The 22,283-nt window shown below is 63.3% G+C and carries 19 protein-coding genes and 1 pseudogene; 7 read left to right on the top strand and 13 right to left on the bottom strand.

The window, feature by feature from the left end:
- Nucleotides 1–67: 67 nt before the first annotated feature.
- The 12 genes from VKR55_RS14740 to VKR55_RS14685 form a co-directional block, all read right to left on the bottom strand.
- Complete coding sequence (locus VKR55_RS14740; RefSeq protein WP_324404606.1) at nucleotides 68–1,024, bottom strand: catechol 2,3-dioxygenase; 957 nt, start codon at nucleotides 1,022–1,024, stop codon at nucleotides 68–70.
- An 11-nt stretch (nucleotides 1,025–1,035) separates the two neighbouring features.
- Nucleotides 1,036–1,887: a substrate-binding domain-containing protein gene (locus VKR55_RS14735; protein WP_324404604.1), complete on the bottom strand. Its 852-nt coding sequence runs from the start codon at nucleotides 1,885–1,887 to the stop codon at nucleotides 1,036–1,038.
- Between the two features lies 1 nt (nucleotide 1,888).
- Nucleotides 1,889–2,122, bottom strand: coding sequence for a hypothetical protein (locus VKR55_RS33085; protein WP_414642377.1), 234 nt, complete (start codon nucleotides 2,120–2,122; stop codon nucleotides 1,889–1,891).
- Nucleotides 2,119–2,832, bottom strand: a complete 714-nt coding sequence (locus VKR55_RS14725) for a PIG-L deacetylase family protein (protein WP_324404602.1) — start codon at nucleotides 2,830–2,832, stop codon at nucleotides 2,119–2,121. Before VKR55_RS14725 ends, VKR55_RS33085 begins: the two co-directional genes overlap by 4 nt.
- Nucleotides 2,833–2,853: 21 nt before the next feature.
- Nucleotides 2,854–3,729, bottom strand: a complete 876-nt coding sequence (locus tag VKR55_RS14720; protein WP_324404600.1) for an amidohydrolase family protein — start codon at nucleotides 3,727–3,729, stop codon at nucleotides 2,854–2,856.
- A gap of 87 nt (nucleotides 3,730–3,816) precedes the next feature.
- Entirely contained in the window at nucleotides 3,817–4,332 is a 516-nt protein-coding gene (locus VKR55_RS14715) for a hypothetical protein (protein ID WP_324404598.1), read from the bottom strand.
- 32 nt (nucleotides 4,333–4,364) lie between these two features.
- Nucleotides 4,365–5,102 carry a TetR/AcrR family transcriptional regulator gene (locus VKR55_RS14710; RefSeq protein ID WP_324404596.1) on the bottom strand — a complete coding sequence of 246 codons (738 nt, stop codon included), beginning with the start codon at nucleotides 5,100–5,102 and terminating at the stop codon, nucleotides 4,365–4,367.
- A gap of 117 nt (nucleotides 5,103–5,219) precedes the next feature.
- Nucleotides 5,220–6,686, bottom strand: a complete 1,467-nt coding sequence (locus VKR55_RS14705; RefSeq protein WP_324404594.1) for a ComEC/Rec2 family competence protein — start codon at nucleotides 6,684–6,686, stop codon at nucleotides 5,220–5,222.
- A gap of 10 nt (nucleotides 6,687–6,696) precedes the next feature.
- Nucleotides 6,697–10,326 (bottom strand): S8 family serine peptidase, encoded by a 3,630-nt coding sequence (locus VKR55_RS14700; RefSeq protein WP_324404592.1) that lies wholly within the window; start codon nucleotides 10,324–10,326, stop codon nucleotides 6,697–6,699.
- Nucleotides 10,327–10,495: 169 nt separating this feature from the next.
- Entirely contained in the window at nucleotides 10,496–11,758 is a 1,263-nt protein-coding gene (locus VKR55_RS14695; protein WP_324404589.1) for an MFS transporter, read from the bottom strand.
- A gap of 121 nt (nucleotides 11,759–11,879) precedes the next feature.
- Nucleotides 11,880–13,613, bottom strand: a complete 1,734-nt coding sequence (locus VKR55_RS14690) for a thiamine pyrophosphate-binding protein (RefSeq protein ID WP_324404587.1) — start codon at nucleotides 13,611–13,613, stop codon at nucleotides 11,880–11,882.
- A gap of 15 nt (nucleotides 13,614–13,628) precedes the next feature.
- Nucleotides 13,629–15,242 carry an FAD-binding dehydrogenase gene (locus VKR55_RS14685; RefSeq protein ID WP_324404585.1) on the bottom strand — a complete coding sequence of 538 codons (1,614 nt, stop codon included), beginning with the start codon at nucleotides 15,240–15,242 and terminating at the stop codon, nucleotides 13,629–13,631.
- 351 nt (nucleotides 15,243–15,593) lie between these two features.
- On the opposite strand from VKR55_RS14685, the gene VKR55_RS14680 reads away from it, so the two are divergent.
- Nucleotides 15,594–17,330, top strand: coding sequence for an ATP-binding protein (locus VKR55_RS14680; RefSeq protein ID WP_324404583.1), 1,737 nt, complete (start codon nucleotides 15,594–15,596; stop codon nucleotides 17,328–17,330).
- A gap of 74 nt (nucleotides 17,331–17,404) precedes the next feature.
- Nucleotides 17,405–17,983 (top strand): annotated as a pseudogene (locus tag VKR55_RS14675) (peroxidase-related enzyme).
- Nucleotides 17,984–17,998: 15 nt separating this feature from the next.
- On the opposite strand, the gene VKR55_RS14670 reads toward VKR55_RS14675, so the two are convergent.
- Nucleotides 17,999–18,622 (bottom strand): ParB-like protein, encoded by a 624-nt coding sequence (locus tag VKR55_RS14670; RefSeq protein WP_324404581.1) that lies wholly within the window; start codon nucleotides 18,620–18,622, stop codon nucleotides 17,999–18,001.
- 116 nt (nucleotides 18,623–18,738) lie between these two features.
- Here VKR55_RS14670 and VKR55_RS14665 point away from each other — a divergent pair, with 116 nt between their 5' ends.
- The 5 genes from VKR55_RS14665 to VKR55_RS14645 all read left to right on the top strand — a co-directional run bounded on the left by VKR55_RS14665 (nucleotide 18,739) and on the right by VKR55_RS14645 (nucleotide 22,268).
- Nucleotides 18,739–19,623, top strand: coding sequence for an ion channel (locus VKR55_RS14665; protein ID WP_324404578.1), 885 nt, complete (start codon nucleotides 18,739–18,741; stop codon nucleotides 19,621–19,623).
- Between the two features lie 94 nt (nucleotides 19,624–19,717).
- Nucleotides 19,718–20,089, top strand: coding sequence for a hypothetical protein (locus VKR55_RS14660; protein WP_324404740.1), 372 nt, complete (start codon nucleotides 19,718–19,720; stop codon nucleotides 20,087–20,089).
- A 195-nt stretch (nucleotides 20,090–20,284) separates the two neighbouring features.
- Nucleotides 20,285–20,572, top strand: coding sequence for an acyl carrier protein (locus tag VKR55_RS14655; RefSeq protein WP_324404576.1), 288 nt, complete (start codon nucleotides 20,285–20,287; stop codon nucleotides 20,570–20,572).
- Nucleotides 20,573–20,592: 20 nt separating this feature from the next.
- Nucleotides 20,593–21,063, top strand: a complete 471-nt coding sequence (locus tag VKR55_RS14650) for a 3-hydroxyacyl-ACP dehydratase FabZ family protein (RefSeq protein WP_324404574.1) — start codon at nucleotides 20,593–20,595, stop codon at nucleotides 21,061–21,063.
- On the top strand, nucleotides 21,060–22,268 hold the full coding sequence (locus tag VKR55_RS14645) for a beta-ketoacyl-ACP synthase (RefSeq protein ID WP_324404572.1): 1,209 nt from the start codon (nucleotides 21,060–21,062) through the stop codon (nucleotides 22,266–22,268). Before VKR55_RS14650 ends, VKR55_RS14645 begins: the two co-directional genes overlap by 4 nt.
- Nucleotides 22,269–22,283: the final 15 nt, after the last annotated feature.

The raw sequence follows: 22,283 nt of genomic DNA, 5'->3' as shown, positions 1-22,283 counted from the left end.
TGAGCGCCTGCCAGCCGAGCATTGGTCGACGCATGGCAAAGGCAGGTTCACGTCCCGATGATTTTCTTCAAGCTACGACCGGCGGCGTGCCGTGGGTGTGGAAGGACTCGATCGTCTTCAGCCCCCAGGCCTGGCCCTTCTTGCGTTCCTCCTCGGTCCAGATAATCGGCTTCCAGTCGGGAGCCAGGATCAGCCGCGCGCCGGCATTGGCGACCTCGACGCGGTTGCCGCCGGGCTCATAGACATAAAGGAAGAAGGTCTGCTGGATCGCGTGCTTGTGCGGACCGGTCTCGATATGCACGCCGTTCTCGAGGAAGATGTCGGCCGCACGCAAAATCTCCTCACGGCTGTCGATTGCGTAGGTGACGTGGTGGAAACGACCCTTCTTGCCGTAGTTGTCGCTTGTATAGGCGAAGTCGTAGCTCTTGTTCGACATGGTCATCCACATCGCCGCTTCCGTGCCGTCGTTGAGCACGATCTGCTCGGTGGTGCGGCAGCCGAGATACTGCTCGAAGAAGAGGCGGTTCGCCTTGATGTCGACGGCAAGGCAATTGAGGTGGTCGAGCCGGCGGACATTGACGCCGCGCGCGGGAAAGCGCTGCGCCTGGTTTTTCAACGCGGGTTTGAGCTCCGGTGGCGCCTGGTACCATTCGGTCTCGTAGTAGAGCTCGATGACATGGCCGTCGGGATCGCGGCAGCGGAACGCCGGCCCCTGCCCCATGTCGCCATCGACCCAGCCGATCGCAAACTCCGATCCCTTGAGCGCGGCGACGCGGCGCTCTAGCGCCTGCGGGCTGCGCGCGCGCAAGGCCATGTGCTCCATGCCTGATGTCTTCGATCCCGTCAGCTTCAGCGAATAGCGCTCGTAATCGTCCCAGCCGCGCAAGTAAACGGACTCGCCCTTCTGCGCGCTGACGGTCATGCCCATGACGTCGACGAAGAATTTCAGGCTCGCTTCCGGTTTCGGCGTCAACAATTCCATGTGGCCGAGATGGGCGAGGTCGAAAATTGGCTCCGGGTTCATGTGAGCCTCCGTCAGATGAGCGTGCGGGTGACGTCGTCGAACAGTTCGTCGACAGCGTAGGCGCGCGGGATCAGGCCTTGCTGGGCGGTGTATTGCGTGATCAATTCGAGCGAGCGGCGCATCTCGCCGGCGGAGAAATGTGGCGCGGCCGGTGACGCCTTGGCGGACCCGGCGAGCAGCCGGTGCACTTCCCGCACGACATCGGGATGTTTGTCGGACAAATCCCGGCCCACCACAACCATATGGTTGATCGGCATCACCTGGCGCTTGGCGAACCAGACCTTCTCTTCCGCGGCGGCATCGGCGAACAGCGGCTTCAGATTCGGATGCTCGGCCTTTTCGCCGAGCACTGCGTCGAGCTCGCCATCGATCAGCATCTGCACGATCTGCTTGCCTGCTGGCGCTCGCTTGGTGGTATCCCTAAATTCCGCAACATGGGCGTCCTCGAAGGTAACCCAATCGATGGAGTCGAGATCGACGCCATAGTCGTTGGCAAGGATGCCGCGCAGCCACGCGCCCGTGGTCGTGGTGAAGGAGCGGATGCCGACGCGCTTGCCGTTGAGATCGGCCGGCTCGAGCGTACCCTGCTTGGAATTATAGAGCGCAAAGGCATGCTGGGACCGGGCCACCACGACGTTCGGCAGCAGCACCATCGGCTTGCCAAAGCTTTTCGCCATCAGATAGGTGACGATCGCCATCTCGGAGACGTCGAACGACCGCTCGCGGACCATGGGCTTAAAACCCTTGTTGGTCGGCGAATAGTCGACGAAGTCGAACGCCGCGAGGTCCGACTTGAGCGCTCCCTTCTTCAGCGCCGATGTGCCGGGATGATCGCCCAGCAAGGTCCGCAAGCGCATCGCCATCTCAATCCTCCGGCAGCTCGTCGACATAGACCAGGCCGACCTTCTTCAGGGGTTCGCGCATGTTGTACATGTCGAGGCCGAGCACGCCGGATGCGAGCTCCCTGCGCTTGCCATCCTCCTTCATCAACCCGCTGCGGCCGTAGGCCTCGTGCACGGTCGCGACGCCGAGCGCGCCGAGCCGCTTGACCAGCTCCGCGTCGGTCCGGTTGATATTGCGAACGACGACCGTCTTCATGCCAATTCCTCGACCGCCATCGGGAACAGCCGCTGATAGGCCTCGCCATAAGTCATGGCCTTTCCCGAATTGCGCCCGCCCTGCATGCCCCGCTGCAGCGCGACGCGCTCATAATAGGCCCACAGGTGCTTCTGCGCCGCCAGAATCTCAAAACTCTTGCGCTTGGTCTCCCAGACCTCGTCGATGTTGAGGATGACCTGCGGCTTGAAGTTGCACATCTCCGGCTGGTGCGGCTCGAACAGGAACACCGGCGGCGCCGAATATTGATACTTCGCATCCGGCTTGTGGCCCATCGCCTGCGCGACGACGCGGGTCTGCTGGGCGAAATGCGCGGCTTCGGGATGATCAAAATTATAGGGGTCTTCCAGCGCGTGCGTCAGCACGAAGGCCGGATTGAGCTCGCGATAGATGTCGACCATGCGGTCGAAATGCGCATCGTTGAGCTTCAGCGGATAGTCGCCGCAATCGAAGAACTCGATCTCGGCGCCCAGCATCCCGGCGGCGCGCTCGGCCTCGCCCTTGCGGCCGGCCTTCACCGACGCAAGCGTCGCGCCCGCCTCTTTCCACGCGAACTGGCTTTCGCCGCGCTCGCCATAGGACAGGCAGACAACCTTCATGCGATAGCCGCGCCTGGCGTGTAGTGCGATGGCCCCTCCTGCCCGCCAGACGAAATCGCCGGGATGGGCGGTGACGACGAGACCGGTCTTCATGGGTGCTCCATTCGTATGGCGTCAGGTCCCGAACTCGAACAGCCGGGCGGGATTGGCCACCAGGATCTTATCCTGCAGCTCCGTCTCAGGCGCGAACAAAGGAACGAGATCGACGAGGTCGCCGTCATTCGGCATCACCTTGACGTTCGGATGCGGCCAGTCCGTGCCCCAAACGACGCGGTCGGCGGCGGTCTCGGTGATCTTTCGCGCAAACGGCACCGCGTCGACAAAGGGAGGGCCAGCGGAAGAGACGCGTTCGCAGCCGCAGACCTTGACCCAGCATTTCTCGTCGCGGCGCATCAGCTCGATCAGCGCCCTGAACGGCAACTGATCGAGCCCGTCGGCGGCCGTCACGCGACCCATGTGGTCGATGGTGTAGCGCACCGGCAGCGTTGCGAGCATATCGGCATAGTCGGGGATATCGATCGCATCGAAATGCAGATCGACATGCCAGGACAGCGGCGCGATCATCTGGATCACGCGGTCGAACACGCGCTTGTCCGGCACGCCGCCGAGATGGCGCACGAAGTTGAAGCGGCAGCCGCGAAAGCCGCCTTCATGCAGGTCGCGTAGGGCCCGCTCGGTGATGGTGTCGTCGATGTTGGCCACCGCGCGATAGGCGCCGCCGCTGACCGCAATCGCATCCAGCGCGACGCGGTTGTCGGTGCCGTGCACGCTGGCATTGACGATCACGGCGCGTCCGACGCCGATCTTCTTGTGCAGGGCCCGGAAATCCTCCAGCGGCGCGTCCGGCGGCGTGTAGGGGCGGTCCGGCGCATACGGATATTTCGCGCCGGGACCGAAGATGTGGCAATGCGCGTCACAGGCGAGAGACGGCAGCCTGAATTTCGGCGTTCTGGTGTCCGGATCGGGTCCGGGAATCGTCGGCTTGAACATGTTGCCTTAGCTGAACTTGAACAGGCGGGCGGGATTATCGACCAGCAGTTTCTGGCGGGCCGCCGCATCCACCGGGCCGGATCCCCGTCAGCCGTTGGCGCCCAGCCGCTGCTTCACGATGAGCGCGAGCGGCACGGCGTAGAACAGGTGGGACATGAAACCGCCGATGATCACGTTCGGATCGAGATAGTTGGGGTGGTTCGACGAGACCAACACGATGGCAACATGCATCACGATCCAGAGGATCACGGCAAAGAGCACGGCAATCAGCGTGGCTTCATAGCCGCGGCGGGCGAAGTATGGCCACACCGAGGCAAAGGCCACGCCCCAGACAAGAACGAAGAAGAAGTGGATGCCCGTGCCGACCAAATAGGCCACCGCTCCCAGCGAATCCTGCACGTCCTTGCCGAAGACGAGCCCGGTCGCGTTGCGCGGGATGCCCGCCAGCGGCATCAGGTGCTGGGCCCCGACCCATACGATCGCCTCGTAAATCCAGATGATGACACCGCCGACCAGGCCTCCCAGAAGCCCCGCGCGGATCGTCTCACCAAGATCCGCCTGATTTGCATTGACTGACGCAGTTGCCGATGAAGCCATGGCCATCCTCCCATTTGGCATCGTTTTGATCGTTGTTGTTAGCGGCGCTCTGGCGGCGCCTTCTGATGAGTGCGTTTCGTGGCTGACTGCCGCGGCGCTACCGTGCGCTCTTCAAGCGCGGGCGCCTGCAGCGACGCGACGGTGGAGCGGACGAGCTGCTCGATCGCATTCGCCGAATCCGAGCCGTCGGCCTCCCCGCGCGCGAGCCGCGAGACGCGCTCGGGCGTGACCAGCGAGTAATAAAGTGCTCCCAGCAGGAAGTGCGATCGCCAGACGATCTCGGTGCGCGGGATATGCGGCAGGCTTTCGTGGATGGCGTCGATGAAGGCGTGGCTGATGTCGTCGAAGGTCTGCGCGATGATCTTACGCACGACCTCGTTGCCTTCCGCCGACATGACCGCGCGCAGCCGGGTAAACCGGGCGCCGCCGCCGGCGAGATCGTGGCCCGAGGAAAACGCCGGCAGCACATACGCGCGAACGATCGCCTCGAGCCGGTCCTGCAGGTCACGCACGCGCCTGGCCGCCCCCAGGAGCTCGGCGCGACGCTGGTTCATCGGTCCGCAATGGCGGCGGTAGATTTCGAGCAGCAGGCCGTCCTTGGTCTTGAAATGATACGTGACGCTGCCCGGATTGGCGCCGGCGGCCTGCGCGATATCGCGCACCGACACGGCGTTGAAGCCGTTGGTTGAGAACAGCTCCTCGGCAGCGGCAAGGATCGCCTCGCGCAAGTTCGGCTTGCGCTGGTGGGCTTCCCTTCTGGTAGAACGACGGACCATATGATTTGTACATATGTACAAATGATCCGGTCCGGTCAACAATAAATATGCAGACGACCGACGCCCCGCGCGCGCCTTTTGCGGCGCGACAACGAGCCCGACCCGCAGCCAAGGCCTTTAAAACGTGATTTCGTAAAAAAGCTTGTCGGGGCCCTCGACGACGTTTTCGCGCGAAGCCGGCATCGCCGGATCGTCGACCCGCAGCACCACGCCCTTGGCCTGCTGCTTCAGCACGTCGACCAGCTCGTCGAGCGGCATTTTTCCCCAACGCTTCTTGACCGCCATGTCGTGGTTGACCGGGATCATGGCGACGCGCAGGCTGGTCATTTCCTCCAGGCCCTTCTGTCGCAGCGTCGCGTTATGGCTGCCGTGATGGCCGACCTTGTAGAAAATCGCGCGACTGAGCAGGTCCGGCCCCGTCACGGTCTTGCCGTCGACCATCCATTTCAGGTCCTGCCACGACAGCCAGTTGCCGACCTGGGCGTCGGCGGCGAACAGCAACACGTCCCCGCCGGGAGTAAGTTCGATTGCCAGCACCAGGCTGGTGTTGTTGGTGAGGCTGTCGAGCTGCAGCGCCATTTCGGATGCGCCGTCGAGCCAGTCGCCGTCGATCCGACGCCAATTGTCGGGGGCCGCGCCATCGGGCTGAAAGTAATGCTCCCGAAAAAATTTCAGGTCCGGCGCGGTCTGGGCGTAAGCGAAGGGAATTTCGTATTGCTGGTCGAAAGGTCGGCCCCCGTCTTTCTCCGCGAGGGCAGTCCCCGCGCCGTCCATGAACATCGAGAGGCCCATCGCCAGGCCATAGGTCTCCTGGTTGGTCGCCGATGGATTGATCTTGTGCAGCATCTTCTCGTCATGCGGCGGGCCGAGCACATAGAAGCGCGCGCTGGCGCCTGATGGCACCACCGGTGCATCGCTCGGCAGACAATATCGCGCCGCGGTCACCTTGGCCCTCACATTGGTCAGGGCATCCGTGGTAGTCGGCCCTTTCGCCGCACCAAAAAACTCCAGAATTCCGCCCAGCTCCTCGGCCCCGTCCGAGTCTCCGGCTATCTGCAGCGCACTGAGCCCCATCCGCAAAGCAGCCAGCGCTTGTCCCTTTTGCTGCTTGAGTTGCTGCGTCAACGGATCCTTCGCATCTTCGGTCCAGGCGAGCCAAACCTCGCCGACTTGCAGCTTGTCGAAGGAGGCCTTGGCCTGAACGAAGCCCGAGAGATGATCCCAATGCTCGTGGGTCGCAACCAGAACATCGATCTTGCCGCCAGTGGTCTGGACGATGTCCTCCATCACCTTGGTCATGATCGTGCCGGGATCGGTGGTGCCAAGCACTACGCCGCAATCGATCATGAGGTAGAACGGACGGCTGCTCCCGTCGGTGCGCGGCAGCGAGACCAGGAAGCAATCACCGAGCCCCTGGCGATACATTCTGATTTTCGCGCGATAGGCCGAACCTCCCGCAGCGCCAGGCTGCGGCGCGGTCGCCGGAGCTTGCCCGCCCGGCTTCTTCGCTTTCGCCGCCGACTTGACGGCGGATTTGGCCGCAGTTTTTTTGGCGGCTGATTTCTCCTTCGATGGTCGCGCCAATGGAGTCCTCCTATCCATGCACGTGATGGATCATCGCGAAGGGTTCGCGGCCGGCCGTGTCGTCGGTGAAGTAGTTGGCGCCGAGATCGCCCCCTGCGGCGGCAAGTCCCAACTGGTTCTGGAGTCGCCAGGGATTGTCGACCTTCTTGCGCACCATGTAGCGCACTTCCGCCTTTGCGAGATCGATGATCAGCGTGCAGCCGCCGCGGAAACGCACGCCCGGCATTCCCTTCGGGCGAAAACTCTGGGTGATCTCAACGACCAGATCGGCGCGGATATTGCCCTCGGGACCGACGCGGCGCACGGGACGCACGGAATGAACTTCAATTCCGTGCAGACAGCCCTCCTGGTTTCCGATCTTGAATGGCTGCGGAATTTGGACCCGAAGCAGACCGAGTGCAGCCAGCTCTTCGTCCCCTACCGAATCCTTGTCCATCAGCCAGCGGTGCAATTTGCACGCGTTGTCCAAAGACAGGTTATACGCGTCGCAGCGTTTGCTCTGCAGATCCCAATCGGTCGACATTTCCTTGAGAATTTTCTGGACGTTCGCCTGTCGCAACGGCAGCGGTGGTGGCTCCCAAATCAGGCTTCCGGGCGCCAGATGTCTGACGTCCCTCGGGTAGATTCCGCGATTGCGGAAGGCCTCGATGAAGGCGACCCGGTATCCAAGCCTGTCATAGGGCACAAGGTCGAAATCGGCCGTGACCAGCGCGCGAAGATATTCGCCAAAGACGATATCGACCGGCGGACAATAGTCCAGCGCACGAATGCAGATGTTGAGAATCTGGCCCGCAACTTTGCTGGCCTCGCGCGCCAATCGATTCACCAGGTCGACCGAAATGTCGCCGTCCGGCAGCAAGCCGGTTCCTCCGGTCGCGAGCCGCAGCAGGTCCGTCGTCCTCTGCTTGTAGATCTGCAGGAACGCGTCGAACACCGCCGCGACCAACACAGCGCCGAGGGCGTGGGGATCGCTGGTCGCCTTGGCATCCTCGTAGTCGGTCTGCTGCGGCTCGCGGCGAACCCATTTTGGCGGATCATCGCTGCCTTCCTTCGGCGGCTCGACCTTGCCGAGATAGTCGCGCAGTGCATAGTAGCGATCGGTCGCCTCGCCGAACTGCACAGCGAGCTTCCCGAGCAGATTCTGCTGCTCGAGATCGCCGCGCGTGGCCGCGATCTGGTGTTTCAAGGCTTCCGGCAGCGTGAAGTGCTGGAACAAAGCGACGATATCGGCGAAAGCCTCATGAAAAGCGAATACGTCCGGGTTGGTCGCTTCGCGGAAACGTCGGTGCACGCCATCGAGGAGAGCGTGGGTCGTTTCATGCGCGACGACGTCATGCGACACCGCCGTGAAGATAACGCTGCCTTGCATCAAGCCTGCGGCTGCGGAACTGGAGGCGTTGAAATATCCGAGCAGCAGGGCCTTGTGCTCCGGACTGTAATAGGCGTTCTTGGCGCGCAGCGCATGGGGGTAGATCCGCAAGCGTTGCACATATCTCAGCTTCTTCACCGGCTCGGTATCGGCGCACACGTCCGCCTCTGCCTGCTTTGCCTCCTCCGGCTTCTTCTCCCGCGGGACCAAAATCTCGCGCGGCGCCCACAGCGCGACGCGGCCCAATGCCTTCTCGAAATATTCGATGGTCTTCATGGCCACCGCATAGACCATCTGCTGATGGAACTGCGGGTTCGCTTCCGAAGGTGTGATGCCCGACCTGTTCAAAACATAAGTGTCGTTGAGGTCGACCGGTGAGTAGCAGCACTGGCTCGCCGGATCGACGTCGATCACTTCGATATATTCGCCGATCGGGCCCGGCTTCAGTTCGTCTTCCCAGCGAACCTCGAGGGTCGCCTGATTGATCGCAACAGTATCGAGCTCGGCCCCGAGCGACGGATCGTAGGCATAGACCCTGAGCGGCCGGAACGGCGGTTTCGGCGCGCGCGGCCGTTTGGCATTCTCAAGCTGGATATTCAGGGCGGAGTTGCCGAACGGTATCGGCGCCGTCGGCTCAGCGGTCGAGCCGGTCGAGACCGCACTGCCCAAAGCCTGCCGCAGCGCCACTGACGCGTGCGGATGGGCGATCAACGCATCCGCCAGGCGCCGCCAGTCGGCCTTTGTCGCGGTCGACTGGTCGGGAGGCATGATCTTCTCGACGTCGGTATTCTGCGAAAGCTGCAGCGCTTCGAGCTGCAGCATGCGTCGTCGCGGATCGTCTCCGTCGGCCTCCAGACCGAGCCCGGTCAGAACCTGCTCGATCGGGAACGACACCGTATCGACGGCCGTCTTGCGCAGGTCGGCCGTTGCCGCCGCCGATTTCCCCAGCGCTGCACTGGCCTGCAATTCACCATGACCGAGGCGCAGCCGGTCTGCATTCGCATTGGCGCTGTCGAACAGTGCCTTGCGGATCGCCTCGACCCGCATCCAGCCTTCCGGATAGGCATCGACCGCGTCGCGGTTCTTCTGCAGCCAGATCGCCGCGGCGGCGGCGACCTGCGGCGTCGCCGCCGAGGTGCCGGCGCCGTCGAAATCGATCATGTCGGCACAGCCCAGCCGCGCCCACGGCACGTTTGGCGTCGAAGCTGCGATGGCTGTCGCCATCTTGTCGAGCGGGCCGTAGTTACCGGCCATCAGGCGAATCTCGAGGTCGGCATAGGGCTTGCCGTTCGCCATGATGCCGCAGGCGGCGACCACGCGGCCAAAGCGCGCGGGATAGACGATGTTGTGGGTCGGCAGGTTGCCGTAGTTGTTGCCGGCCGCAGTGACGATGAACACGCCCTGCTCGTACAGCGCATTGACCGCATCGGCCCAGGCCTGCGAGGCGATCCCGCCCATGCTCATGGTGACGATGTCGACGCGGGTACCAGCGGCGTTCAGGCCGTGGACGTAGTCGAACGCCTTGGCGATGGCGCTGTTGCTGAAGAGCACGACGCGGTTGGCGACGCGGACCGGCACCACTTCTGCGAACGGCGCGCCACCGAGCAGTGACGTTGCGGGGATTCCCGTTCCGGCGAGAATGCTGAGCGTGCCGGTACCGTGACCGAGATTGGTGAGAAGGCCGCTGGTCTCGTCGCTCGCATCGTCGGGATTGCCGTCGTCAACGAAGTTGCGGGCGAGATCCCGCCGCAGCCGCTTCGGCAGGCTATGATGATGGGGATCGTAGCCGGTATCGAAATGGGCGATGCGGACCCTCGAGGCGACATCCGGCCCGCCGATCGCCTTGACCGCATCGTCGAACTGCGAATGCGCGCGGTCGCGAAACCAGTACGGATTCTTCTCATCTTGTGGGAAGGATGGATTCTGTTGATCCCTGATATCGCAGGACTGCGTCAGCGACTGGCCGGCGTCCGAGACGCTTCCGGCAATCCATTTTTGCTCGATATCCGGTTCGGCAAACTTTGGCGGGGGCGCGCCGGCAACCCCAAAGCCCTGTTGCAACAGCGAATGGCAGACGTCCCAGGGATTTTCGCCATCCAGCTCGATTTTCGGCTTCAGGACGTACCAGACGTCAGCGGCGGTCGCGCCGAGCGCGGATGGCGAACCGATACTTGTAAAGAGCCGTTCAACATCAAAGGGGACGGAAGCGGCCCCGAATGTCAGTTTCGTCTCGGAAAGACCAGGCCCGGCCTTGACCAAAATACGCGGCATCGCAATCACCCGCTGACGCGAATATCAAAATCAAAATATCGGAGCACGACTATAGCGCGGGCGACAGCCCGCAGCAACCAAAGCGAGCGCGACGAGGTGGCGCACGGTCAGCGCTAGGCGATCGGCCCGACCGACTTGTGTCAGCGGGCGTGATCCTTGCGGATGGCCGTCAGCGGGCATTCGCCGGCGCATGCAGCGGCCACAGATCGGCGCGCCAAAGCAGCGCGATCGCCATCATCGACAAGAGCCCGGACGCCGCATAGAGCGTGCCGGTCGCGGTATAACCGATGAGACCGATCAGGCTGCCTGCCGCGAGCAGCCCGAGCGGCAAACCGTAGATCACCATCATGCGCACACCCATCACGCGACCGCGCAAGTGCGCGCTTGCGGTGCGCATCAGGATGACGGCGGCCGAAATCATCGACAAGCTCTGCGCAATGCCGGCAAGCACCAGGCAGGCCATGGCCACCGGCAGAGTCCTGATCTCCACGAACACCAGCAGCATCGCGTACCAGGCGAGCGTCGCGCCGACCAGAAGCCGCGCGATGCGCACGCCGCCCACCAGACTGAGTGTGATCGAGCCGATCAGCGAGCCCAGCGCGAAGCTCGCCGAGAGATAGCCGAGACCCGCCTGGTCGGTGTGAAAGATTTCGTTGGCGACATAAGGCAGCAAGCCGTTCGTGAAAGGAAACGCGGTGAGATTGGCCAGAAACGCGACGCAGAGCGCCGCGCCCATTCCAGGACCGCTCCAGGCATGAACGATGCCCTCCTTCAGGTCGCGCAATAGCGACGGCGCGGGCCAGTCATCCCCCGAATGACCAGCCGCGCCGTAGTGCTTCGCCGGCCGGCCCATGCAGACCATGAGGATAGCGGACGTAAGATAGAGACAAGCGATCGCCATATACGCAAAGCCGATGCCAAACGCAGCGAACAATCCGGTGCCGGTCAATGCGCCGGCGATGCGGGCGCTGTCCTGCGTCGTGCGCGACACGCTGATCGCACCGACCAGCCGCTCGGGCGGCATGATGTCGGCGAGCAGCGCGCCGCGTATGCCAAGGTCCGAAGGGCGGATCAGGCCCATGACCGCCACGATGATCATGACATAGAGCGGCGCCAGATGGCCGGTCAGCGCCAGCGTCATGATGGTTGAGGCGAGCGCCGTATAGGCGAAGCGCATCATGGCCAGAAGATCCCGGTGCCCGATGCGGTCGCCGATCATGCCGAACACGGGTGCGACCAACGTCCCGGCATAGTTCAGCGATGCGAGCACCGTCAGGAGCAGCACCGAGCCGGTCTCGGTCAGGATGTACCAGCCGAGCACGAGGTTCTCGACCTCGAACGCCCAGGATGTGAGGAGATCGGAAGGCCACTGGAAGCGATAACTGCGGATCGAGAAAGGTGCGAGCGCGGACGCCCGCGCGGACCGGCTCAAGATACGACGACGCGTTTCACGGCGTTCCACCCTGCCCTGTTTCTTGTTGTGTTGGATGGCGAGCGTAGCGTTGACGGACGCGGTGTCAACCCGATGGCCTCACACCGCCGCCATGCGAAAACTATCCGACCACGTGGCGGACGGCGGCGCGGGTGAGGAAGCGCAGCTTTTCGCTCAGCGGGAAGCGGCCGAAATTGGTCTTCACCGCGCCGAGCGTAAACGCGGTCTTTTTGGAATAGTCGATGCGGATGCCTACGATCGCCGGCCTGCGGCCGGCGGCGATCTCGTTCGCCTTGCTGATCACGCCGGCAATTTCGGCATTGTCGTTCATCGGCAAATAGGCCGCGCCGGTCGCAAGCGCCACGCCCTCGATGTTGAGCCTGCCGATTTGTGTGCAGGGCCTGCGGCCGTAGGGAATGGCCTGCGCCTGCCCGATCTGCGCGAGCTCGCCGTCATTGAAGACGTAGTACACGACGCCGAGATTGTTGGTGGCCGCGGTCAGGATCTCCATGAAGGTCATCATGAAGGCGCCGTCGCCGACGATCGCCTGCACGGTGCGGTCGGGGCATGCGAGCTTGGCGCCGATCGCGGCTGGCACCGCATAGCCCATGCAGTTGAAGTCGGTCGGCAGGATCACGCTCTTCGGCGCATGGATCGGCATCAGCTCGGCGGTGAGGAAGGTGTGGTTGCCGTCGTCGATCGCGATGATGCCGTTGTCCGGCATTTGCCGTCTGAGCTCGTCGAAGAAGCGCACGGGATTGACGATGTCCCTGGCGTCGTGGCGATACCAGCTTTCGCGATAGACGGCCTTGTCGCGCTTGATCTGCTCGCGCAGTGCATCGTTCGCAACCCGGCGCGGCGGCGTGGCTTCGAGCTCGTTGACGAGCAGCGTCAGCACGCGACGCGCGTCGCCGGCGATCGCCACCCTGGCCGGGAAATTCGCGTTGAAGACGTCGGGATTGACGTCGATGTGGATCAGATCAGCCGGCACATCGGCGCCGTAGCTGCCGGTCGCGATCTCGGAGAACCGCGTTCCGATCGCCACCATGCAATCGCAATTCCTGAAGGCATTTTGCGCCGCCGGCACGGCGGAGGCGCCAAAGCCGAAGCCGACATGAAGCGGATGATTGGCGGGAAAGACCGACAGTCCCTGCAGCGTCGTTGCGACCGGCGCATCCAGCCATTCGGCAAGGCGAATGAGCTCTTCGGTCGCATCCCGCGCGCCCCAGCCGGCAAAGATGCAAGGATGCCTGGCGCCCGCCAGCAGCTCGCCCGCGCGGGCAATCTCTGCTCCGTCTTTGAGACGCGGTGCTGGCGCGGACTGGAATTGCGGTAGCTCGCCGATCTCCTCGGTCAGCAGCAGAATGTTGACCGGCAGCTCGACGAACACCGGTCCCGGCTCGCCCGAGGTCGCGATCCTGTAGGCCTCGAACAGCATCGGAACGACCTCGTCGTGGCGGGTGACGCGGAACGTCGCTTTCGTCAATCCGCTCATGAATTTGTGGGTGTCCATCTGGTGGAGCTGATAGCGATGGCCGGTGTCGGTGCGCGGGCCGCCCGAGAGCACGAGCATCGGCACGCCGTCGAGAAAGGCCTCGCCAATGCCGCTTGCAGCATGCGTCAGGCCAGCAGCCGGGACCACCGTCAGCACACCGATCGAATCCGAGAGCCTGCCGACCGCATCGGCCATGAACGACGCGCCGCCCTCATGCGTGACCAGCACCTGAGTGATACGGTTGGAATTGTTGAGCGCGTCATAGAGCTCGGTCGTGTGCACGCCGGGAATGCCGAAGGTGAAGCGCGCCCCGATCTGCTCCAGCGCGTATACCGTGAGCCAGGCTCCCGTTCTTTTCATGGTGCTTCCTCAACCTCAGAATAGCTTCCGGCCCACGATCGACGCCGCGGCGATGCGCCCCGAGAAGATGCAGCCGCCGAGAAACGTTCCTTCCAGCGCGCGCAAACCATGTACGCCGCCACCGCCAAAGCCCGCGACCTCGCCGATCGCGTAAAGCCCGGCGATTGGCTCGCCGGAAGCATCAAGCACCCTGCTCTCCAGATCCGTCCTGATCCCGCCGAGGCTCTTGCGGCTGATGATGAATTCACGAACCGCGATCAGCGGCAATGCCTTTGCGTCATGGATCGGCTGGAATTTGCAGAGGCGGATGCGGTCACCGCGATATCGGCGCAAGTACGCGATGCGCCGCAATTGCTCGTCATTCATCAAGCTCTCGCCGCGGGCAATGGTCGCGTCGTAATGACTGACGGCATCCTGCACCGCCTTCAACTCGACCGCATCGTCGCCCTGCAGCACATTCATTTTCTCAACCAGTTCCGGCAGCGAGGACGCGATGATGAAGTCCCGGCAATTGCTGATCATCTCGTCCACCAGCCAGCGATTGCCAAATAATATGTCGCGCAGGAAGCCGAGCTTGTTCCTGTTGCGGATCGAGGGATTGTGCTCTGCGCCCGAGATCGCCAATTCCTTTAGCGCGATCTTCATGTTCATGAGCTGCCAGGAATATTGCCTCTGCTGCGCACAGATCTCCGTGACGAGCCGTCGCGTGTCGAAGCCCGACACCAGGGGCTGCGGCCCGATCCGCATCCCCCGCCAGTTGAGCCACAGCGCCGAGCGCGGCGGCACCAGCGACAGGCCGTGCAGCGGCTTGCGCGGGCGCGGGTGATGCACACCAGCCGCATAATTCCACATCTTGTCGAGATGGGTGAGCACACCGCCGGTCTTGACGGTGGCGTCATGCAGCGTGCCGTCGGCGAAGCGGTGCGAGCCGGAGAGCAGCGTTTCCGGCGGCGTGCCCCAGTCGCGGTGCCAGTTCTGGCGCACGCGCGTGAGGTCGCTGCCGTTGATGCCGCCGGCGGCCACCACCACCTGCTCGGCCTTTACTTCAAACGGCGCGCCGGTCTTCTCGTCGTGGCCCGCGGCGCCATCGATCCTGCCGCCCTGCATCGTGAGCCGCTCGACCCGCTGATCGAAGCGCAGCGTCAAGCGACCGACGTTCTTGTGCCCACGCAAGGCCTCGATCAACGCCTCGGTCAGCCCCTTGCCGGTTCCCCAGGCGACATGAAAGCGCGGCACCGAGTTGCCCGGCTGAAATTCGCCGCGCTCGACCCAGTTGACGACCGGAAGAAAGCTCACGCCGTACCGCCGAACCCATCGATACACATCTGCGGTCGCGCGCGACACGTAGGCCTCGGCCCACGCTCTGGGCCAACGATCCTCCGCGCCGAACTCGGCAAAGCTGCACCAGTCACGGAAAGCGACATCGACGGAGTCGCGGATGCCCTGGCGGCGCTGCTCCGGAGAGTCGACAAAGAACATGCCGCCAAAGCTTTCGCGCGCCAGCCCGCCAAAGGCCGCTTCCTCGTCGCGGTCGACGAGCTGCACGGAATTTCCGGCGTCGAGTAGGTCGAGTGCGGCAGCGATGCCGGCGATGCCGCCGCCGATGATCAAGACGTCGCTACGATCCATCTCGGGCTATACGGTTCCAATCCTTGCTCGTGAGGCGAGTAACATGGTTTCGTTCGCCTGTGGATGATCAACATTGGCCCCTGCGGCAATCGGCCCGCGTCACGCGAAGGCTTGGCGCGGCCTCCTTCGTGAGCTTGGTAAACCACCCGTTAAGGGCCGCCGGCCGCGCGCCGAAGGCAAAAAGCCCCGATTTTACCGACGTCCCGACAGCACCCGGCGCCGACCTACGCCCCCTTGCGCCAAAATGCTGCAGATTTGAAGAACATGCGACCGCGGCGGCTTAACGGTTTGTCCAAGGACGGCCCGCATAGTGCCAGCTGGGATCCATTTTTCGACAACTCAGGGACCACCGTGACTTCCTTCGGACGTGTGATTTCGGTGCGCGGCTCGCTCGCCCGGGTCGGACTTCTGGCCTCTGGCCAGATGCCGCTCTCGGAGGTGCGGGGCACCGTCGGCAAATTCGTCAGCATCCGCTGCGCGACCTCAGTCATCGTTGCCATGATCACGGACGTGACGACCGAAGGCATGCAGGCCTCCGACACCTATATCGCGAGCGCCGGCGTCGATCTGCTCGGCGAAATCCTGGGCGGCGACCGGCCGAAATTCCAGCGCGGCGTCACGCACTATCCGACTATCGGCGATGTCGTCGAGCTGATCAGCAACCAGGAGCTGCGCACGGTCTATGCCCCCTCGGGCTCCGACCAGATCAATGTCGGCGTGCTGCAGCAGGACCGTTCGGTCATCGCCTATGTTGACGTCGAGGAAATGCTGTCGAAGCATTTTGCGGTTCTGGGCTCGACCGGCGTCGGCAAATCGACGGGCGTTTCGCTGCTGCTCAACGAAATCCTCCAGTCGCGGCCGAATCTGCGCATCTTCCTGCTCGACGTGCACAACGAATATGGCCGCTGCTTCGGCGACCGCGCGCTGGTATTGAACCCGCGAAATCTGAAGCTGCCATTCTGGCTGTTCAATTTCGAGGAAATCGTCGACGTCCTGTTCGCGGGCCGCCCTGGCGTGCCGGAGGAACTGGATATCCTCGCCGAGGTCGTTCCGATGGCGAAGGGCATCTACACCCAATACCAGAACGCCGACCGCATCGGCTTGAAGCGCATCGATCCGAAACAGGTCGGCTATACCGTCGACACCCCGGTGCCGTACCGCCTGGTCGATCTGATCTCGCTGATCGACGAACGCATGGGCAAGCTCGAGAACCGTTCGTCGCGCATCATCTATCACAAGCTGATCTCGCGCATCGAGACCGTGCGCAACGATCCGCGCTACGCCTTCATGTTCGACAACGCCAATGTCGGCGGCGATACCATGGCGGAGGTGATCAGCCATCTGTTCCGCCTGCCGGCCAACGGCAAGCCGATGACGGTGATGCAGCTCGCCGGCTTCCCCGCGGAAGTCATCGATTCCGTCGTGTCGGTCGTTTGCCGCATGGCCTTCGATTTCGGCCTGTGGAGCGACGGCGTCTCGCCCTTGCTGTTCGTCTGCGAGGAGGCGCACCGCTATGCTGCCGCCGACCGCAATATCGGTTTCGGCCCGACCCGCAAGGCGGTGTCGCGCATCGCCAAGGAGGGGCGCAAATACGGCGTCTATCTCGGCCTCGTGACGCAACGCCCGGCCGAGCTCGACGCCACCATCATTTCCCAGTGCAACACGCTGTTTGCGATGCGGCTCGCCAACGACCGCGACCAGGCGCTCTTGCGATCGGCGGTCTCGGATGCCGCGGCGAATCTGCTGTCCTTTGTGCCGTCGCTCGGCACCCGAGAGGTGCTCGCCTTCGGCGAAGGCGTGGCGCTGCCGACACGGCTCCGCTTCAAGGAAGTGCCGCCGCACCAATTGCCGCGCAGCGAGGCCGCGATCAAGACCGTGCCGTCGGTCGCCGCCGGCCACGACATGCATTTCGTCAGCGCCGTGCTGGAACGCTGGCGCGGCGCGACCTCGCAGCGCGACGTTCCCAGCGACCCCCTCTTCGAGCGGCCGGCGCCGCGGACGCTGTCCTCGATGGAAGCGCCGTTGCTACAGCCCTCGCAGGGGCTCGATCCCGACCGCTTCTCGCTCCTGAAGAAGCCGCTGCGCTAAGCGCATCCGCTTTGCGCGGCCCGCGCCCATCCACTATGGTTCCGGCAGCTCACGCGACAAGCCGGAACCAATAGATGACCCAGCCTCAAGCCAAACGTTTCCCCGCGCCCGCCATCGACACGCTGCCCGAGGACATCCGCACGCGGCTCCTCGCCGTGCAGGAAAAATCCGGTTTCGTGCCGAACGTATTCCTGACGCTGGCACGCCGTCCCGACGAGTTCCGCGCTTTCTTTGCCTATCACGACGCTCTGATGGACAAGGAAAGCGGGCTCACCAAGGCCGAGCGCGAGATGATCGTGGTCGCAACCTCGGCGGCCAACCAGTGCCAGTATTGCGTGATCGCGCATGGCGCGATCCTGCGCATCTGAGCGAAGAACCCGACGATCGCCGACCAGATCGCCGTCAACTTCCGCAAGGCGGATATCACGCCGCGCCAGCGCGCCATGCTCGACTTCGCCATGAAGGTCAGTCGCGCAGCCGAGGAGATTTCGGAGGCCGATTTCGCGGCGGTGGCGGCCCATGGCTTCACGGACGACGACATCTGGGACATCGCGGCCATTTCGGCGTTCTTCGCGCTCTCCAACCGCATCGCTAACGTCACCGGCATGCGCGCCAATGACGAATTCTACCTGATGGGGCGCGTGCCGAAATAGCGTGCGCGCCGGACACTAATCGTCGGCGTGGGGGCCGCACCACCCGGGCAGATAAATCGCGTCGGCCCCCTTCGCCAGCTCCTTGGCCTTTTCCAGCGCCCTCAGGAAATGACCATCGATCGTCTTGCGCGAAATCTTCCGGCGCAGAAAGTCCGCCCACAGGAATTCGCTGAATGGCGTGGTGTCCTTGGCGAATCCGCCCTCGCGCCGCAGCTCGCCCGCAAGGCTGCGGTAGGGATCGTCCTTCAGATCCTTCACCGATTTCGGCAGGTCTTTGAAATGGCGGCGTTCGCCCTTGGCGTCATAGGGATAGACCCAGCGCTTGTTGTCCATCACGCCCCAGAAAGCGTCGCGTTCCACCATCCTGAGATCGCCGATCACGGTCACCAGGACGTCCTTCACTTTCGCTTCGTGCAGCGCCCGGGCGAGGTGATGGTGATCGACGACATAAAAGCGATGGTCCGGTCCGACCACGACGGGAATCATGTGCTTTCCGATCGCGGTTTCCTGGTCGCTCTTCTTCATTTCCTCGAAGCGCTTGATCTTATCCTTGACCTCGATCATGCCGACCGTCATTTGCGTCGGGCGCAGATCGAGGATCTTGACGGGGTGAACGCGCGGCTCGCGGGGACCTGACATAACTTGAAACTCCCGTTTTGGGCTGCCAATAATTACCTGAAATTGCTTTGATTATGGCATGGCGACGCAAGCGATCAAATCCCCGAGCGCTCGCCTTTGAGGAGAATCCTAAGAGGATGATGAGAGGCGAGAGCGAGCGGACGCCGAAGGCTCGGGTGATCCGGCTTGGCGGCCGCGAGATCGTCACCGAAGGGCTGCAACTCAGCTTCTGGGCCGACATCAGTCATCGTTGCATGACGGCGTCGTGGCCGGCCTTCATCGCCGGCGCGGCGCTGGTGTTCGTCGCCTTCAACGCCGCATTCGCGGTGCTGTACTGGATCGGCGATGATCCGATCTCGAACGTGCTGCACCGGGCCTATATCGATTATCTCTATTTCTCGATCGAGACGCTCTCGACCGCCGGCTACGGCGACATGCATCCGCAGACCCATTACGGTCACTTCATCGCGGCGGTCGAGCTCTTCACCGGCATCTTCTCGATGTCGCTCATGACCGGGCTCATCTTCGCCCGCTTCTCGCGGCCGAGCGCTCGCCTCTTGTTTGCCAACAATCCGGTGATCTCGAACCACGACGGCGTGCCGACGCTGATGGTGCGCTTCGCCAATGAGCGGCACAACATCATCGGCAACGCGACCGCACGGCTATGGATGTTCAGGGACACCGTGACCGAGGAAGGTCACGAGGTCCGCCGCTTCTATGAGCTGCCGCTGATGCGAAATGAAAGCCCCGCGCTCGCGCTGAGCTGGACGCTTTACCATGTGATCGATGAGCAAAGCCCGCTCTATGGGCTCGGCCCAGCCGATTTTGAGGAGTCGGACATCTCGCTCGTGGTGGTGGTGTCGGGCTACGATGTTGTTGCGGCGCAAACCGTGCATGCGCGCAAGCCCTACGAGCACGGCGACATCCGTTTTGGTCACCGCTATGCCGATGTCCTGGACACAACCGAGGATGGCCGGGTGAGAATCGATTACGGCAGGTTCCATGACACTTTCGAGCCTTAGCCATTCTGTGCAGTGCCGCGGCGACAACATTTCCTGTGAGGCCAGGGGCGAGCGTGCTACATTGCGTGTCGGCGTGCAGCCCTAGGTGGAAGCAGTGAAGAACCAGCGGCCGATCGCAACGGATGGGGAGCACCGGGTGCTGCAATTCCGGCTGCGCAACACGCAGCAACCGCCCGTGGTGCAGACGCCGACCTTTCGCGGCAACGCCGTGGTGACGCCTCTGCATCACGATTCGCCGCCCGAGCCGGCCGTGCTCCAGCGCCTGGATTTGTCGCGCTATGAGACGCCACGCGAAGAGCCGGACGATTTCCGTCAGCGCATGCTCGCCAACGTCGCCGCCTTTGCCTTCACAGTCGCGCTCACTGCGGTTGCGATCTGGCTTGCCATGAGCATCGCCGATCTGCGCCGGACCCAGGACTGCGTGCTGATGGGCCGGCACGACTGCGTCCGGATTTCGGCCCAATAGGCGTGCCGCCGACCACCCCCGCCAATTGGCGCCAATTTCGACCCGGACCGCCCGGACCGCCTCCATTGAACTAACGGCGGCGCTCCGATATACGGGCACTCGACCACGGGCAGCGGGGACGGCAGGTTCCGGGGGCGTTCGCAGTCCGCTCGCCGCAACTTCTTGGAATTTCCCCAATATATCAAAGGTTTAGTGATGTCTTCCACATTCGATCAGGTCGCCACGATCATCGCTGAAACCTGCGACATTCCGCGCGACACGATCACGCCGGATAGCCATGCGATCGACGATCTGGGAATCGACAGCCTTGATTTCCTCGACATCGCGTTTGCCATCGACAAGGCGTTCGGGATCAAGCTGCCGCTGGAAAAGTGGACGCAGGAAGTCAACGACGGCAAGGCGACCACCGAGCAGTATTTCGTGCTGAAGAACCTCTGCGCGCGCATCGACGAATTGGTCGCCGCCAAGGGCGCCAGCGTATAAGGGGCGCAAAGCCGCGCGTCATGCATCTTGAATATTTCCAATTGATCGATCGGATTCTCGACCTCAACACGGTCGAGAAGACGATCACCGTCGAGGCCCAGGTGCCTGCCGAGAACACCATCTTCGAGGGACACTTCCCGGGCTATCCGATCATGCCCGGCGTGCTCCTGATCGAATCGATGGCGCAGACCTCGGGCTGGCTCCTTGTTGCGCTGATGAAGTTCGAGCGCATGCCGTTCCTGGCCGCGGTCAAGGAAGCGAAGATGCGCGGCTTCGTCACACCGGGCGAATTGCTCACGGTCGAGGCCAGCCTCGTCCATGAAGGCTCGGGCTACGCGATCACCGACGCCAAGGTGAAGGTGGCCGGCAAGCTGCGGAGCAATGCGACGATCACCTTCAGCCACATCCCCTTTCCCAACCCGGCGCTGCGCGGCCATATGGACGCGGTCGCCAAGCGCATCGGCTTTCCCCAGCAGGCGTTGCAGCCATGAGCGCCACACCAGCGTTGAAGGCGGAACCAGCGGAAGTCTGGATCACCGGCATCGGACTTGCCACGTCGCTCGGCGAGGGGCTGGACGCGAACTGGGAGGCGCTCGAGGCCCGACGCGTCAATGTCGACGAGAAGAATTTCGCGCCCTATGTCGTCCACCCCTGGACACAGGTGAACCTCGACACCCAGATCCCGAAAAAGGGCGATCAGCGCCAGATGGAGGCCTGGCAGCGCATCGGCACCTACGCCGCGGGCCTCGCGCTGGAATCGGCCGGTGTCAAGGGCAACAAGGAAATCCTTGGCCGGATGGACATGGTGATCGCCGCCGGCGGCGGCGAACGCGACCTTGCCGTGGACTGTTCGATCCTGACCACGCAGGCCAAGGGAAATGCCGCGCCTGGCCTCCTCAACGAGCAACTGATGAGCGGCTTGCGCCCGACGTTGTTCCTGGCGCAGCTTTCCAACCTGCTTGCCGGCAACATCGCCATCGTGCATGGCGTGTGCGGAACATCCCGCACCTTCATGGGCGAGGAAGCCGCCGGCGTAGACGCCGCGCGCATCGCGCTCGCACGCATCGCGGCCGGTCAGAGCGACATCGCCCTGATTGGGGGCTCGCAAAACGGCGAGCGCAAGGACATGCTGGTCCTCTACGAGTTCGGCGACTACAACCTCCGCGACAAGTTCGCTCCCGTCTGGGCGCGGCAGCAACACCCGGGCTTCGCGCTTGGCTCAGCGGGCGCGTTCCTGGTGATCGAATCGAAAAAGCACGCGCTGGCGCGCGAAGCCAAACCCTTTGCACGCCTGACCACGGTGGTCGGCGACCACAGCCGGCGCAGGCAGCCAGGCGACGTCAACGGCACGCTGAAAAAACTGTGGTCGGAGCTTGGCCCAATTGCGCCCGGCGGCGCGATCATCACCGGCGCCACCGGAGTCGAGCCCGTGACGTCGCAGGAACGCAGCTTCCTTGGCGAGCATCCGGATTTCGCGATACGGGCGACCGGCACCGGTTTCGGACATCTGGTGGAAGCGCAGTTTCCGCTGGGAATCGCACTTGCCGCACTTTCGATTTCCCGCGGGGCTCTCTTTCCGCCAAACGACTCAGGCGGATTCGAGATTGAAATGTCGAAGCCGCCGGCCCAGATTGTCGTTGTCGGCGTCGGCCATTGGCGGGGCGAAGGAATGGCGCTGGTCGAAGCGATCCGTTGAGGATGGACTTGAAGC

The sequence above is a fragment of the Bradyrhizobium sp. genome, assembly GCF_035309285.1.
Classification (GTDB): domain Bacteria; phylum Pseudomonadota; class Alphaproteobacteria; order Rhizobiales; family Xanthobacteraceae; genus Bradyrhizobium.
The sequence above is the reverse complement of the archived record's forward strand: the minus strand, read 5'-3'. Positions and strand labels throughout refer to the sequence as shown.